This window comes from Candidatus Galacturonatibacter soehngenii (assembly GCF_008830185.1).
In the GTDB taxonomy this organism is placed as follows: Bacteria; Bacillota; Clostridia; order Lachnospirales; family Lachnospiraceae; genus Lachnotalea; species Lachnotalea soehngenii.
Window position 1 is genome coordinate 886068 of record NZ_WAGX01000005.1, and the last position, 13324, is coordinate 899391.

General features: G+C 32.3%; 11 protein-coding genes. 1 reads left to right on the forward strand and 10 read right to left on the reverse strand.

Going from position 1 to position 13324, the window contains the following annotated elements:
- Positions 1 to 200: 200 nt before the first annotated feature.
- From F7O84_RS11620 to F7O84_RS11630, 3 genes are all read right to left on the reverse strand, one after another.
- The gene (locus F7O84_RS11620) at positions 201 to 1022 is read right to left on the reverse strand and encodes a polysaccharide deacetylase family protein (RefSeq protein WP_243140878.1); all 822 of its coding nucleotides are present in this window, start codon (positions 1020 to 1022) and stop codon (positions 201 to 203) included.
- Positions 1023 to 1215: 193 nt separating this feature from the next.
- Positions 1216 to 2595 carry an MATE family efflux transporter gene (locus F7O84_RS11625; protein WP_151145210.1) on the reverse strand — a complete coding sequence of 460 codons (1380 nt, stop codon included), beginning with the start codon at positions 2593 to 2595 and terminating at the stop codon, positions 1216 to 1218.
- Positions 2596 to 2820: 225 nt separating this feature from the next.
- Positions 2821 to 4275 (reverse strand): ISLre2 family transposase, encoded by a 1455-nt coding sequence (locus tag F7O84_RS11630; RefSeq protein ID WP_151141076.1) that lies wholly within the window; start codon positions 4273 to 4275, stop codon positions 2821 to 2823.
- A 212-nt stretch (positions 4276 to 4487) separates the two neighbouring features.
- On the opposite strand from F7O84_RS11630, the gene F7O84_RS11635 reads away from it, so the two are divergent.
- Positions 4488 to 5195, forward strand: a complete 708-nt coding sequence (locus tag F7O84_RS11635; RefSeq protein ID WP_151145212.1) for a DUF421 domain-containing protein — start codon at positions 4488 to 4490, stop codon at positions 5193 to 5195.
- A 55-nt stretch (positions 5196 to 5250) separates the two neighbouring features.
- Here the strand turns inward: F7O84_RS11635 and F7O84_RS11640 are convergent, their stop codons facing one another.
- The 7 genes from F7O84_RS11640 to F7O84_RS11670 form a co-directional block, all read right to left on the reverse strand.
- Positions 5251 to 5583, reverse strand: a complete 333-nt coding sequence (locus F7O84_RS11640) for a cupin domain-containing protein (RefSeq protein ID WP_151146712.1) — start codon at positions 5581 to 5583, stop codon at positions 5251 to 5253.
- A gap of 75 nt (positions 5584 to 5658) precedes the next feature.
- Positions 5659 to 7296: a hydroxylamine reductase gene (gene hcp / locus F7O84_RS11645; protein WP_151145214.1), complete on the reverse strand. Its 1638-nt coding sequence runs from the start codon at positions 7294 to 7296 to the stop codon at positions 5659 to 5661.
- 137 nt (positions 7297 to 7433) lie between these two features.
- On the reverse strand, positions 7434 to 8117 hold the full coding sequence (locus tag F7O84_RS11650) for a Crp/Fnr family transcriptional regulator (RefSeq protein WP_192451735.1): 684 nt from the start codon (positions 8115 to 8117) through the stop codon (positions 7434 to 7436).
- Between the two features lie 21 nt (positions 8118 to 8138).
- On the reverse strand, positions 8139 to 9302 hold the full coding sequence (locus F7O84_RS11655) for a glycosyltransferase family protein (RefSeq protein WP_151145219.1): 1164 nt from the start codon (positions 9300 to 9302) through the stop codon (positions 8139 to 8141).
- A 108-nt stretch (positions 9303 to 9410) separates the two neighbouring features.
- Positions 9411 to 9884, reverse strand: coding sequence for a signal peptidase II (locus tag F7O84_RS11660; protein ID WP_151145221.1), 474 nt, complete (start codon positions 9882 to 9884; stop codon positions 9411 to 9413).
- Between the two features lie 189 nt (positions 9885 to 10073).
- Positions 10074 to 11507, reverse strand: coding sequence for an ATP-dependent Clp protease ATP-binding subunit ClpX (gene clpX, locus F7O84_RS11665; RefSeq protein ID WP_151145223.1), 1434 nt, complete (start codon positions 11505 to 11507; stop codon positions 10074 to 10076).
- 368 nt (positions 11508 to 11875) lie between these two features.
- Positions 11876 to 12784: a hypothetical protein gene (locus tag F7O84_RS11670; RefSeq protein WP_151145225.1), complete on the reverse strand. Its 909-nt coding sequence runs from the start codon at positions 12782 to 12784 to the stop codon at positions 11876 to 11878.
- Between the last annotated feature and the right edge of the window lie 540 nt (positions 12785 to 13324).

Sequence of the window (13324 nt, forward strand, 5' to 3'; positions counted from 1 at the left end):
TTATTCTTCCTTAACTTTGTTGGTATTTCAACAGCTATGCTTTATTACAATCTCGTCCCCTGCAGACTACGTTGCAACTACTTTCCAAATGGTGTGCATTCAAAAGTGAACCTTTTTATACAATAAAAAAGAGCCTACAACATACGTATAAGCCCTTTTACGATACATAATAAACCGATAAGCTTAAAATATTCTCTACATTACTTTACACACTGTCTTCCCTCATGGTTCATATAAAAATTGTCTTTTAAAATTAACTGCGATATTGGAACTAATTCAAAACCTTTATCCTGTAAGCCAGTTATCATTGAGTCCAGTGCATCGGCTGTATATTTTGCTCCGTTATGACATAAAATGATAGATCCATTGCCTAGGTTCTTGTGATTTACAACACGATTTACGATATCGGTAGCACCGTAATCTTTCCAATCGAGACTATCAACATCCCACTGAATCGGATAATACTTTATTTCATAGGTTGCCTTTACTAAATTATTATTATAGTCTCCGTAGGGCGGTCGAAACAAAAACATGTCTATACCTGTCAATTGTTTTACTAAATCATGTGGCTTTTGAATCTCTTCAATACATTCTGCTTTACTTAACTGCGACATTTGCTTGTGGTTTTGACTATGATTTCCTAAATCATGCCCTGCTGCCGCAATTTTTTTAACATCTTCAGGATAGGACTCTATCCACCCTCCTGTCATAAAAAATGTAACTTTTACATTATACTTTGCCAAGGTATCCAAAATTCTTTGTGTATCCTCATTTCCCCATGCCGCATCAAAACTCAATGCAATTTGTGGTTTATCTGTCTGAACACAGTAGATTGGAAGTTCTTTTTTACTTACATTTCCACCTGTGGTAACAGAAATTATCCTTGGTGTGCTAAGAATTCCGGCAGCAAATAATAAAAGTAAAGCTCCAGCAATGACTCCTTTTCTATTTACTCTTTCTTTTATATGTATTTTTGCATTTTGTAATATCGTTTTGTAAACTTCCTTCATATCAAACTCCATAAATGTCCTCTTAATCTCATTATATGTTACTGGTATTTTATATATAACATTGCAAATGAGAACGAAACATCAATTTATTTGATTTTAGCTCTTTTGAAGTATATTAAATCTTGACATAAAAATAAATGGTTCCTCTCATGTTTAAAAACCATTTATTTAATAAATTTATCGTCTAACGAAAATACTAATATATTTATTCTGCAACAATGTTTTCTAGCCAAACACCCTTTTTTATCAAAATATATCCAATTAAGCATTTAATAATATCCATCGACTGGCATATCAAGTAGACAAATATAATATGAATTCCAGTATATCTACTAAAAAAATAAGCCGTTGGAATGCTAATTAACCAAACAAAAACACTGTCAAATAAGAATGTTATAATTGTCTTTCCTCCTGAACGAAGTGTAAAATAGCTAGCGTGCGTAAAGGCGTTGATTGGCATGCACAGTGCAGATACCAATATAAAGCTCTTTGCCAAATATTTTACATCATTGCTTGTATTATAAATGGCTGGAAATAAAGGTGCAACCACCGCCATAACAATTCCTATAAAAATACAACTCACTACTGAAAAGAATATCAGCTTAGTAGCACTATCTTTTGCTTCTTCCATCTTATTAGCTCCTAATAACTGCCCTATTACAACTGCAACAGATCCTCCCAGAGCGATAAATACAATGTTAAACATATTAGATATTGTAGTTGAAATATTCATACCGGCAACAACATCCAGACCTCGTACGGAATAGCATTGCATTGTGATTGCCATTCCACTTGCCCATAAGGCTTCGTTTATCATTAATGGTGCCCCCTTGATTAATATCTGTTTAATTAAATGTCTTGGAATCAAGAAACTTTTATATGCACCTATAATAAATTGATTCTCATTCGCATGTATATGTATCCATATCACAATAATACCACATTCAATAAACTTAGCAATAACGGTTGCTATCGCAGCACCTTGCACTCCTAATGCTGGTAGACCTAATTTTCCAAAAATAAGAATATAATTTAATACTGCATTTACGATTACTGCAATAATACCAGCAACCATAGGCATTACAGTCTTCCCCATTTCTCTAACAGTGTTAGAATAGGCTTGTGATATAGCAAAAGGTACAAGGCTAATCAGCATGACTGCCAAATATTCCTTTGCATGATATAATGCTACTGCAATATCTCCTTTGGTATTTCCCTCATGCAAGTATAGTGAAATTAATTCATTTTGAAACTGATAAAGAACCATAATACCAATCCCACTTAGTGCAATACAGGTGATTATCTTAAAGCGAAAAGAATTTCTCATTCCTTCATAATCACCTTTTCCGTAAAATTGTGTTCCAAATATACTTGCCCCAGAAACAATGCCAAAAATGCAAAGGTTAAATACAAAAATCAATTGATTTACAATTGCAACACCTGACATCTGTTCGGTACCTACTTGTCCAATCATTATATTGTCAAGTAGATTTACAAAATTAGTAATTCCATTTTGTATCATAACTGGTATTGCTACCATTAAAACCATCTTATAAAATTGTCGACTACCAATATACTTCTTCATATTTCCTCCAAATGTTTTATAACTTATCGGGTAAAAACAAATGTCTGCTTTGCAGCCGCTTGTTTTTCTTCCGATAAGTTACATTATACCTTTTGCTTAGTTTTTTATAAAGTGTTATATTCACTTTGATAGTGTAAATTTACAGTAGGATTTTAATAGACAGACTTGCCCCTGATGTGTTTCCGATTTTTTGACTGTCCTTATTTTATTCTATTTTTCTCTTCTTTACAATCCCCAAATATGATTCTTTAATGCTGCGATTTTCTTTATCTGTGTATAAGGAATACTATAAACGGGTATATCTGCAAGGTTTCCCAGTCGTTTTCGATTTGCACGTTCCATCTGAAACATTTGATTACTGTTGTATATTACCTCTTCACAACCCACTGCCTGCGCAAACTCTTGCTTTTGATATCTCACTAATTCCAATATGTCTGCTTTATTGCTTTTATAAATCCTTAATCTTGACATTTTATCAGCACCAGTTTTGCTCCAGCCCAATGGCCTCGAACTCATCCTATCTGCTAATATATGACTGATATGACCTTCCGCGCTGCATTCTACTTCCTTGTTTTTATCTCTTACCCACTGCATGATTCCAGACCAGTTTCCTAGAATATATTCTCTGGCTGCCATGACTGTCTTTTGTTTTGAGCCTTTTTCTGTAACATTTAAAATCTTTTCAAAGGTTTTTTCTGCAAGCCATTTCTTTTCTCCATAGATTGCTTTATAGATTTCTCTTCGTGCATCCTCTACAGAATCTAAAAGATGAGAAGTTGCTCCTATGATATATTTATGCATATGAAAACGATCAAGGACAAACTTTGCTTTATGAATCAGTTTCTGACCACTTTTAATCCAAGCAGCTCCATCTCCATTAATATAGATTTTTTCCAGATATTCTATATCATACGAGTTTTCGATATATTCATACACTTCACCCCAAAGCCTTGTGATTTCAGCACTTCCTTCATAGATTCCTCCAAAATGAGCCTTTCCTATTAATTCATTTCGACCATTATCGTTTGTAATACCTTCATAAACATAAACAAGCCTTGGCATAATTGTATTACTTCTTGGTTTCTTTATATCTCCTTTTTTATCAAGATACTGCAAGGATACGTGGTCTTCGTCAGCATCAATATATAAATATTTCACTTGTTTTTTCTCTTGTAGTGGCTTTATTTTTGGAAATTCAAGGGAATGTATTTTGTTCATAACAGTTTCTTTGCTGACTTGCGTTTCACTAATGGATACTCTCTCTCCACCTTTTCGATAGCTGCTGTCTACAGCCTCATTGAGCATTTGGGCAACTGCATCTTCTGTTAATCTGGTATGGGGATCCAGCTGCATCACTTTATCCAATAGATAGGCATACGTTTTCTCCTTGGGATGATAAAACAACGTCTTGTGGTAAGTTACTTCTCCAAGAGAAGTAACTAGTGATGTTTGATCTCTTTTCACAATCTGCCAGCCTCGACGAATGTGTTTATTTCTCCTAAGCATTTCATCATAGGATTCCCATTCTTCAGCAATCATTGATAGACCAAGATCAACAACACTTTTTGTAACGCCCTGAACCATTTCCGCTATCTTTTTCATATCTGTTGAATAATCTACAAATATATTTTCTAACTTTTTTACCCCTTCTGACTGAAACTGTTGTATACTTTTAATCATAGAAAGCACCTCTTTCTGAATTAGATTTTTGTTTGGTCACTTAAATCCTAACACAGAATCGTGCTTTCTTTTTATATCTATTTCATTTTCCTACAAAAACTTTACACTAGCATTCACTTTTATCTTTTCTTTGAGTAAGTTTTGACTGTATAATTTTAACATTTTCTTCTAATACTATGGTTAAAATATATATCAAAAGAAAGGATGCCATCATGGAGATACTACAGGCAATTTTAACTTCGATTCTTTCCATTATCACGCTGTTGATTTTAACAAAACTTATGGGGAATCGCGAGATGTCCCAATTAAGTATGTTTGATTATATTAACGGAATCACTATTGGTTCTATTGCAGCAGAATTGGCTACTTCGGAATTTACTGATTCTGTTAAGCCATTTGTTGCTATGCTTGTATATGCTGCCGTAAACATATTGCTTGCTATAGTTAATGAAAAATCAGTAATATTAAGAAGAGTTTTCAATGGAAAAACCTCAATACTATACGATAATGGCGAACTTTTTTCAAAAAACTTGAAAAAGGCTAAAATAGATATTAATGAATTTCTATCTCAGTGCAGAATCAATGGCTACTTTGATTTATCAAAAATTCAAACCGTTTTATTAGAGTCAAATGGGAAATTTAGTATTCTACCTTTATCGGATGAACGCCCTGTAATTGGAAAAGACTTAGGAATTGCTCCTACGCAGGATACTTTAGTTGCTAATGTAATTATAGATGGAAAAATAATGAAGCAAAACTTAAAACATACTGGAAAAAATGAAAAATGGCTCATTGATCAATTAAAGGCAAAGAATGTAAAGGATATTTCTGATGTTTTTCTAGCTACCTGTGATTTAAACAATAAGCTAAGCGTATTTAAAAAGCATCCAAAAGAAATGAAAGCTGATATATTAGATTAATGGAAAATGGAAAATAAAAAACCAAATGCCATATGACATCTGGTTTTTTATTTATTTAAAAAACAACAATAAGTAACATTTTAAACTTCTCTTTACCAAATACGGAGTGAGGGTGGTTGGCTGGCATTACAATTGATTGACCTTCTTTTAATACATATTTTGTATCATCAATTGTTATTTCTCCTTCGCCGTCTAAACAAGTAACAAAAGCATCTCCTTTGGATTCATGAGTACTAATTTCCTCATTTTTATCAAATGCAAACAAGGTAATACTAACAGCACCATTTTGCACCAAAGTTTTACTTACTACCTGATTATCTAAATAACCCACTTGCTCTTTTAAATCAACAACTTCAGACTTCACTATATTTTTCATTATATTTTCGATTGCCATATCCATCTCTCCCTTCCTCATTTTAATATGTTATCACTATCATTTACGTATTTGATTTTTTCATACTTCTTATGCAAGAAGAATCTTTAAATCATTTTCAACGTCTGTAATTCCTGCGATACCAAAGTTCTCTACTAATACATTTACCACATTTGGTGATAAGAATGCAGGAAGTGTTGGTCCTAAATGAATATTTTTTACACCTAAATGTAGAAGAGATAATAAAACGATAACTGCTTTTTGCTCATACCATGCAATGTTGTATGCGATTGGTAAATCATTTACGCTTTCTAAACCAAATACTTCTTGTAATTTTAAGGCAATTAAAACTAATGAGTAGGAGTCATTACACTGACCTGCATCAAGAACTCTTGGAATTCCTCCGATATCACCTAAATTAAGCTTGTTGTATTTATATTTTGCACAACCTGCTGTTAAGATAACAGAATCGTTTGGTAATGCCTTTGCAAAGTCAGTATAGTAATTTCTTGATTTTGCTCTTCCATCGCAACCAGCCATAACAACAAATTTCTTGATTGCTCCTGATTTTACTGCATCCACTACTTTATCAGCTAATGCAAATACTTGGTTGTGTGCAAATCCACCTACAATGCTTCCTGTTTCGATTTCTGTTGGTGGTTGACAAGTTTTTGCAAGCGCAATAATTTCTGAGAAATCTTTAACTTCGCCTTCATTTCCTTCAATGTGCTTACATCCTTCCATACCAGCACTTCCTGTTGTGAATAAACGATCTTTGTATGAAGCTTTTGGAGGTACGATACAGTTTGTAGTCATTAAGATTGGTCCATTAAAGCTTTCAAACTCTTCTTTTTGTTTCCACCATGCATTACCATAGTTACCTACAAAATGATCATATTTCTTAAATGCTGGATAGTAATGTGCTGGAAGCATTTCTGAATGTGTATATACATCTACGCCTGTTCCCTTAGTCTGCTCTAAAAGCATTTCCATATCACGTAAATCATGTCCTGAAATAAGGATACCAGGGTTTTTACCTACACCAATATTAACGCTAGTGATTTCTGGGTTACCATAAGAAGAAGTGTTCGCTTCATCTAATAACGCCATACCATCTACACCATATTTTCCTGTTTCAAGTGTTAATGCAATTAATTCATTTACGCTTAATGAATCGTCTAAAAGTTTTGCTAACGTTTCCTGTACGAAGATATCAACTGCTTCGTTTTCTTTGCTTAATGCATTCGCATGTTTCATGTATGCACATAAGCCTTTTAATCCATAAGTGATTAACTCACGAAGACTTCTAACATCTTCATTTTCAGTAGCTAGAACACCAACCTGTGCTGCCTTTGCTCTCATTCCTTCAACTGAATAGTCTTCCCAGATTGCTGCATCAGATAAACCACTCTTATCGGAAAGTTTTGCTAATAATTCTTTCTTTATATCTAAAGACTTATTTATTCTTTCTACAAACACTGCTTCATCAAAGTTTGCATTTGTGATTGTTGTAAATAAGTTCCATGTAATGTAATGATTTGTACTTTTTTCAATTGCTACATTTTCTTTTCTAAGCTTTGTTGTAACTTCAGCTAACCCCTTTGTAACGTATACCAATAAGTCCTGCATTCCTGCAACTTCAGGAGTTTTACCACAGACACCCATTTGAGTACAACCTGTGCATCCTGCTGTTTCCTGACATTGATAACAAAACATCTTATTCTCCATATAATTCTCCTATCTAACATATTATATTTTCTCGAAGTTATTCGAGTATTGTTTACTTGTTGATAGCATCATACCATGAGTAATTTGTATTTTCCGTCACATATGTTACAATTCTTTATTTTTTTTATTTTACTTTTTTATAAATATTCTTCTAACTGTTCTTGTTGTAATATTGTTATTTTTTTCCCACTAACGGAAATCAATCCTTCCTCTTGCAAAGCACTAAGTTCTCGTGATAAGGATTGTCTTGCTACATTTAAATAATCCGCTAAGGCTTCTCTGGTCATAAATAGCTGTATAATATTACTATTCTTCTGTTGATTTAACAGAAATCGAACAAGACATTGGCGTAAGTTACCACTGCTTAGGACCTGCAATTTCATATTCATAAAGTAAGCCTTTTGGGCAAAAAGAGTCAATATATTCTGAAATACAATGACATGAGAAGGTTCTAGCCTCCCCTCTTTCATATCAAATAAATCAGATGTAAATTCAAGTATTTGTGAATTTTCCTGAACTACCGAATATAAATTATATTTATCAACTTGCATATATAAATATACTTCACCAAATATATCACCACTTCTTGTTATCTCTGTAATTAATATTTTTCGCCCTGACATAGTATCCTTACAAATAGAGACTTTTCCTTCCATCAGCAAATACAGTTTTGTTGGTTTGTCATTTTCATGAAAAACAATACTTCCCTTTTTATAGAATCTTTTTGAGATGATACTGGTTTTCACGAAATTCTCAATTTGCTCATCACTCATGTTCTTGCAAAGAACACTGCTTTTTAGTGTAGATACGATTCGATCCATTCTACATTCCTCCTTCATTAGTTAACATGTTATTTTTATTATGTTTTCTTCGATTCGATTTTTCCACATATGTTTCTCTTTTACTACGTTGTATCCACATTCACTGATTTGTTTTGCTTGGTTTGGATCGTTTAGAAGCTTGGTTATTTTTTGAGGAAGCTTTTCTAATTCATCTAATGAATAATATATCAGATCTTCTCCATCCTTAAAGTGTTCTTTCATGTATGTACTTGAATCGGTAACACAAACGGCTTTATTAATCATTGCCGATAGAACTCTGTCATGTATACCATCTTTAAACCATGGCATAATATTTAACACAATCTTAGAATCTGCAATTATTTCTAAAGATACTGGAAAACTAACTGAATTTTTTATAATTAAATGCTCTTTATTACTGCATTTGAAATCCTCCCATCCTGTTCCATACACGGTTATATCAATGTGGTGATCTAATAATGTTTGAATTAGCTTTTCTCTAAAACAGGCTCTAACATATCTCTCAGCCAAATAAAGAGCATTCAAGCAGTCCGCAAACTCTTTATCAGACAAAGTTTCTCCTCTTTGTTCTAATATATATTTCAAAGCTTCTTCTTGTGTCTGTTTTGTGTTTTTTTGTAATTCTTGTACTAAAAGATACATTGTCTCATCGGCATTCATCTCCTTCATCTGCTCCATCATTTCACGAGAACTTTGATAAGACCCTGAAAATAGTACATCAATTTTACGTTGTTCATATGGAATTACGTTTAGGGCCTCCATTGCACCAAGCGGCATAAAAATCACTTTTTGAATGTCCGCATAATGATTTCTTATGTATTCTTCATGTTTTCGGTCAATACATATTACATTAGAGCGCTTTAAATTTAGCTTTATCACTGGATGGTGATACAAGGGATGATCCACTATATAATTATAAAATGGAGCATCAATATGATCTAGATAGCGTTCTCCATTCTCCATTTCCAAACGTGGTAATGCGGAATTAAAATCTATTATGGCACAAAAACTTCTTCCCACATATCCCATCAGCTTTAACTCTATTTCACCATCTTCTAAATCGATTTCACATACCTCAACTTCATAATCGTAATCATGTAGACATCTTTCTATTTCTGATACAAAGAAACGATTTGATTCATAACATAAAATTCTTGAAATAAAAATCAAAATATTTTTATTCATTCCATCATCACCTTTTTTATTAACTAATTGTAGTGTATCACTAATTTTAATTTATTCCTAGTCTGAATTTACTTATGTCTATACAAGGGAAAGAAAAGACAGCGAATACTAACTCGCTGTCTTTTTTTCACCTTGAAACATCATAAAAATAGTTACAAATGCAGTACCTAAAAATATAAACATATCAGATATATTAAATACAATATCTTTTAATTTCCGTACCTTTGTATTAAAACTAAAATAATCAACTACATATTTTCTTTTGATTCGGTCAAGGACATTACTACAAGCCCCACCAATCACAAGACTAAGTGCAAATTTGAGAAAATGAAAGCCTTTTTTACCAATAAGAAAAAGTTGTGCCATAATAATCGAACATGTTAACCCGGCAGAAAATCCTGCTACAAACTCCTGATTTTTATCTAATGCATTAAGTGCTCCCCCTCTATTATAAACTTTTCTTACAATGATTTTATCATTATATTTCTTCTCTGGCTTATTATATTCTAAGTTATCTTCCACATTTTTTTTAACAATGAAATCTAATCCAAAAATCGCAGCCGAAATTAAAAAATATATCATAGCTTCTCCTTATCCTCCATTTCTATTTTGCATAGTGCTTCTTTGGGTCACGTAGTTTTCTTTTCTAAAATAGGAAACTGGAATGCAATTTCCTATTTTAGAAAAAAGGAATGCACAACGATACATTCCTTCATCTCATTCATTAATATAATAAATCATTTAATCTTATTTTTCGTACTTTTAATCTATTTATCCTTCGATCTTAAGTACTCCACGCATATCTATTAGCGGACCGCCTGTTTTTTCAATATATTCTCTTGTAATAGTAACTCTACCAATATTTTCATCCTTTGGAATTTCGTACATAATATCAAGCATAAATTCTTCAATGATAGCTCTTAACGCTCTTGCACCTGTTTTCTTTTCCAATGCTTTTTCTGCAATTGCTTCTAAAGCAGGATCTGCAAAGTTAAGCTGAACTTCATCTAATTCAAGCAATTTTTGATATTGCTTTAAGATGGCATTCCTAGGCTCCTTTAATATCTTTATCAACATTTCCTTCGTCAAACTTTCTAAGGTAAAAATAATAGGAAGTCGCCCTATGAACTCAGGAATCATACCAAAGTTCTTGATATCTTCTATCGTAACTTTGCTAAGGACCGTAGGATCATTATCATATTTATCCTTTAAATCAGCTTTAAAGCCCATACTGGATTGCTTATTAAGCCTCTCTTTAATTATTTCTTCCAAATCCGGAAATGCTCCACCACAAATAAATAATATATTTTTAGTATTAACAGTCGTTAAAGGCACCATGGCATTTTTACTATTTGCTCCAACTGGAACTTCTATTTCTGCGCCTTCTAATAGTTTAAGCATCCCTTGTTGAACGGATTCACCACTTACATCTCGTTGATTTGTATTTTTTTTCTTTGCTATTTTATCTATTTCATCAATAAATATAATTCCTCGTTCTGCCTTCTCTACATCGTTACCAGCAGCCGCCAACAATTTGGATACAACACTTTCAATATCATCTCCAATATATCCAGCCTCTGTTAATGAGGTTGCATCTGCTATCGCAAGAGGAACATCTAATATTCTTGCTAACGTCTTAACCAAATAGGTCTTTCCACTACCTGTTGGTCCAATCATCAGCATGTTGGATTTTTCAATTTCAATCTCATCCATCGTATTAGTTGCAACTCTTTTATAATGGTTATAAACCGCTACAGAAATGACTTTTTTTGCATACTCCTGTCCAACAACATATTCATCTAAACTTGCTTTTATTTTATGCGGAGCGGGAATATTTTTTATATCCAAGGCTGGCGCTTTACTTTTCTCTTCACTTACCTTCTTCTTTTTTAATTTTTGTTTCTTGGGTACCATATTCTGTAAATCGGCTAAATTTATCATACTAATATTCGGGATATTAGACATCCCTGGAATATCGTCAAATCCAAATCCGCCCTTTCCCATTGCATCAAACGTTTTTTGCATGCACTCTGAGCATATATGTATATCATTCGGAAGCTCTATCATTTTTCCCGTTTTGCTTTCTGGTCTTCTGCACAAATAACAGATTTCTTCATAATCGTCTTCATCATTATCGTCATTCGTACTATCTATATCCTTCACTTCTTCTATTTCTAAATCGTCTTCTTTATTTATATCTGACATAATTCTATAATCCTTTCTATTACTGCATCAGAATTATATGTACCCTATAAAGTAATAATCCAGGTACATAACAAGCGAAATCATTCATCTTGTTTACTCTTATAAGTAAAATCATTCGAGTTAAAAAGTTAGTATGATACAGTTAAAAGGTAAGGCAAATAGAAAGCCAACCTTAATGTTAACTGTAACAGTAATATTATTATAACGTAGATGTTATTTACGCACAAGTGAAGAATTATGAAAAAATAGTGAATATAAGGTACTGTTTAGCCATGCAAAGAAATGTAAAAGACTATGTTTCATCATATTTGATTTCCATGGCTAAACAATATTTGAAAATGTGATGAGTCAGATATGAAAGATAATTCTTAATTTATAACCGAGACAAAAAATAATTGAAAGAATTTTACTAACTGTGATTCATTTGTAACAGGGTGGTTCAATTCCATAAACATATTAAAAAAATTATTTTTTTCCTGTTCTAAATCAGTCTTGTTCATAGTGTATTCTGCCATTTTTGATTGATAAAATACAATTAATTTTCCGTCTGAGGTTCCATTCGTCATTTTTTGATAAAAGATCTTAATATCTTTTGGTGGTATTAATTCCTCTTCTATCAGCTTTATATTTACTCTATTCTTTAAAAACCATGAATAACTAAATTCATAATCATATATATATCGTTTACGTCGATCAATGGACTCTGTTTCAAAATCTTTTATCTTTTCTTCTTGAGCCAGATTTCTAACAATTTCAATTAATGTTTCTCTTAATATTTTACACCAATAAAAATAATCTGAATTATAATAAAAGCAAGCTTGAAACATATCCTCTTTTGAAAATTCTTTTTGCAATTCTTTTCCTTCAAGTTCATTCATGTCCAAAGCTTTAATAACTGCATTGTATCTAAAACTTCTATATATATCTTGAAGTAATTTGTATTTATAAGCATTGCTATTTTCTTTTATTAAGCCAGTGTTGATACAATAACTTTTAATCGAAAAATAATACTGTCTTAATCTTTCGTTGACATCCTTTAAATCGCTCGTGCCTTTGTAATATTCTTCAAGGTTTGCAGGTATTTTAGAATATAGCATTCTCATTTGTTCTGCTACATCATCTGTATATTCAATTATCCCCTTCGTTTGAATATACTTATCCGTATTATCTAGTGCTTTTGTTTTTGTTTTTTCTTTCTCTTCATTATCATAATGTATTAAAACAAAACTACCTTTTTCGTCTTTACTATAGACGTCGCACTTTCTTGATCGATTCATATTATATCCTCCTATAGATAAACAACACACGTCACAAGTTAACATTTTTAGCTGTATTTATTATCATGAGATAAATGAATTTCCATAATGAAACCTTATAAATATAGGCACGCTTCCAGCGGCAACACTACTCCCATGGTGCTGCCGCCAAACAGTAATTTACCCTTCTTCCATAAACCCCTCATTCGAAAACATGATTCATGGATAACATTTTTTACTATTAGATAATCCCCTATTATTATCTATACTAAAATGAAGTTATTACACAACAATCACTTTATCATTTACGAAAGTGTTATTGTTCCCTCAAGTAACCATATAAAAAATACCACATATTGGTAAAAATTAACATAGCAAATGCATAACTGGTCTATTTGAAGACATGAATAGACTTTTTTCATGAAAAAAGCTACCTTCCATGGTGAAATGTAAAACGAGATTCCCGTTTTGTAAACGAGTTTCACATTTTGTAATCAACCTTCAAAATTTGTAATCGAAATTCCACAATTGTTATGACTTTCCCGTTTTTCTATTGCTTTT

What these genes read in the sequence shown, in the direction of transcription:
- F7O84_RS11620 (WP_243140878.1), bottom strand. Translation starts at nt 1,022, where the DNA reads ATGGAGTTTGATATGAAGGAAGTTTACAAAACGATATTACAAAATGCA.
- F7O84_RS11625 (WP_151145210.1), bottom strand. Translation starts at nt 2,595, where the DNA reads ATGAAGAAGTATATTGGTAGTCGACAATTTTATAAGATGGTTTTAATG.
- F7O84_RS11630 (WP_151141076.1), bottom strand. Translation starts at nt 4,275, where the DNA reads ATGATTAAAAGTATACAACAGTTTCAGTCAGAAGGGGTAAAAAAGTTA.
- F7O84_RS11635 (WP_151145212.1), top strand. Translation starts at nt 4,488, where the DNA reads ATGGAGATACTACAGGCAATTTTAACTTCGATTCTTTCCATTATCACG.
- hcp (WP_151145214.1), bottom strand. Translation starts at nt 7,296, where the DNA reads ATGGAGAATAAGATGTTTTGTTATCAATGTCAGGAAACAGCAGGATGC.
- F7O84_RS11650 (WP_192451735.1), bottom strand. Translation starts at nt 8,117, where the DNA reads ATGGATCGAATCGTATCTACACTAAAAAGCAGTGTTCTTTGCAAGAAC.
- F7O84_RS11655 (WP_151145219.1), bottom strand. Translation starts at nt 9,302, where the DNA reads ATGAATAAAAATATTTTGATTTTTATTTCAAGAATTTTATGTTATGAA.
- F7O84_RS11660 (WP_151145221.1), bottom strand. Translation starts at nt 9,884, where the DNA reads ATGATATATTTTTTAATTTCGGCTGCGATTTTTGGATTAGATTTCATT.
- clpX (WP_151145223.1), bottom strand. Translation starts at nt 11,507, where the DNA reads ATGTCAGATATAAATAAAGAAGACGATTTAGAAATAGAAGAAGTGAAG.
- F7O84_RS11670 (WP_151145225.1), bottom strand. Translation starts at nt 12,784, where the DNA reads ATGAATCGATCAAGAAAGTGCGACGTCTATAGTAAAGACGAAAAAGGT.